The organism is Marinobacter confluentis (assembly GCF_004785685.1).
Lineage (GTDB): Bacteria > Pseudomonadota > Gammaproteobacteria > Pseudomonadales > Oleiphilaceae > Marinobacter > Marinobacter confluentis.
Window position 1 is genome coordinate 1 of sequence record NZ_SRPF01000012.1, and the last position, 1,644, is coordinate 1,644.

The 1,644-nt window shown below is 52.8% G+C and carries 3 protein-coding genes; all 3 read left to right on the forward strand.

Going from position 1 to position 1,644, the window contains the following annotated elements; all coding sequences use genetic code 11:
- Positions 1-141: 141 nt before the first annotated feature.
- The 3 genes from E5Q11_RS17310 (at position 142) to E5Q11_RS17895 (ending at position 1,448) form a co-directional block, all read left to right on the forward strand.
- Positions 142-573, forward strand: a complete 432-nt coding sequence (locus E5Q11_RS17310; RefSeq protein ID WP_135804703.1) for a Rieske (2Fe-2S) protein — start codon at positions 142-144, stop codon at positions 571-573.
- Between the two features lie 99 nt (positions 574-672).
- Complete coding sequence (locus tag E5Q11_RS17315; protein ID WP_135804704.1) at positions 673-1,053, forward strand: hypothetical protein; 381 nt, start codon at positions 673-675, stop codon at positions 1,051-1,053.
- Between the two features lie 50 nt (positions 1,054-1,103).
- On the forward strand, positions 1,104-1,448 hold the full coding sequence (locus tag E5Q11_RS17895; RefSeq protein WP_150960257.1) for a hypothetical protein: 345 nt from the start codon (positions 1,104-1,106) through the stop codon (positions 1,446-1,448).
- Positions 1,449-1,644: the final 196 nt, after the last annotated feature.

Consider the following 1,644-nt stretch of genomic DNA (forward strand, 5'->3'; position numbering starts at 1 on the left):
CATCGAGACGCAGGGTGAGGCATTTTGGTCAGGTGCCGCCTAACCAGTCGCTCAAATTCGTTCCCGGCCTGGCGGCCGTCCACCGGACGCCCTTGTCAGGGCGCCGCTTAGCTATTCGTTAGAACTCAAAGGACATGAGCAATGAAGCAAGTCTTTTTTCTTCTCCTACTGTCGATGTCAGCAATTTGTTCGGGAAACGACGAATTTTGGATAGACATGGAACAGGCTGAGCCAGGACAGCTGGTGCGCACCGAGTGGGCCGTTTTGCCGATTGCAGTCTTGTACCGAACGGATGAAATGATCGAGCGCTTGAGAGCCATTTATGGAGCGCAAAACGAGGAGGACACCCAAATTTTCCGTTCTATCAAACCAGAGTATTTCGTCTTCATTGATCGGTATGGAGAATCAGGACCCCGCCCCGCCTACACTAGAAGTGAGAGCGCCGTTAGGCTCTACGACGCGCAAGCAGGGCTTGTATTCGATGCCTCTGGCCGGTCATCCGGTACGGCCAAGTTGAAGGTGCCGCAGTACCATTTTGTTTCAGATACCAAAATGGTGTTTCCGGGTGAATGACCGTTCTGTTCTAACAAATCGCTCAAGTTCGTTCCGGCCTAGGGCCTCCACCGGACGGCCTTGTCAGGCCGCCGCTTAGCTTGGCGTTAGGGGGCATTGTTGATCAGTCTTCGCTATGTGAAGTTCGTCCTCATTGCATACTTGGCTGGTGGGTTAAGCCTCATCCTGATGCTCCCTGCGCATCCAGAGGTAAATCGTTGGTTGGTCGCGCTCTCAATTTTTTGCTCAGTTCCATTCATGTCGTTGGTGGTAACACGCCTGCCGGTGTTCAGAAACTTCTATAGGCAGCATCAATCTATTTTTGATGACGGTGTTCGAAGCGCCAATGACAGGCGAGCCGCCGCACCAATGGCAGGTCTGGTAACAGGTGGAGTAATAGCTTTAACTTTGCTGCTTATCGGCGTATCAGACATTGCTGTACCGGCGTTCTGTGGTGCCGTTGGGGCCGGAGCTATGAGCTTTTACCATGAGCCGCCCTAACAAGTGCAGGCACGGCGACGCCCATTACATTGCGCCTTTGGCTCCATTCCATGGGCGCGCATGCTGCAAGCGTTAAAGGTCATATGAGATCAGAGGATTTTGAGAAGACCCGCCAACCTATGAAGGTGTTAGTTGAGCTAACCCAAACGGACAGTGGCGGTCGTGTTAATCCGGTGGTTCCTGGCGAGAATTGGCGTCCCGACATGTATCTGTCTCAAAGTGACCGCCAGTTTTGGGGGCAAATCGATTTTGAGACTTTGGTTTACCCGGGTAGCACGCAAGAAGGGTGGTTAAATGCTAGCTATCCGAGAGACTTATCTGATCAGTTTGTATCAGGTACAAAAATAAGACTCATGAATGGGGCGCAAATTGTTGGTACCGCCACAATCCAGTAGCCCGCTTCAGACCTTTAACCAGGGGCTCAAGCCGACCGGTACTACGCTGCGCTCCGTACCGGCGGCTTAGCCCAGGCGTTAGGAGGCACTATGGCCCAACATCCGGCTCGAAGCGCCATGGAAGCTTCCTTGAAAGCAATAGTTGTCCCCGAACTGCGCAGTCGAGGTTTTAAGGGTTCTTATCCTCATTTCCGCC

Coding starts and splice junctions, on each gene's coding strand:
- E5Q11_RS17310 (WP_135804703.1), top strand. CDS start 142: ATGAAGCAAGTCTTTTTTCTTCTCCTACTGTCGATGTCAGCAATTTGT.
- E5Q11_RS17895 (WP_150960257.1), top strand. CDS start 1,104: ATGGGCGCGCATGCTGCAAGCGTTAAAGGTCATATGAGATCAGAGGAT.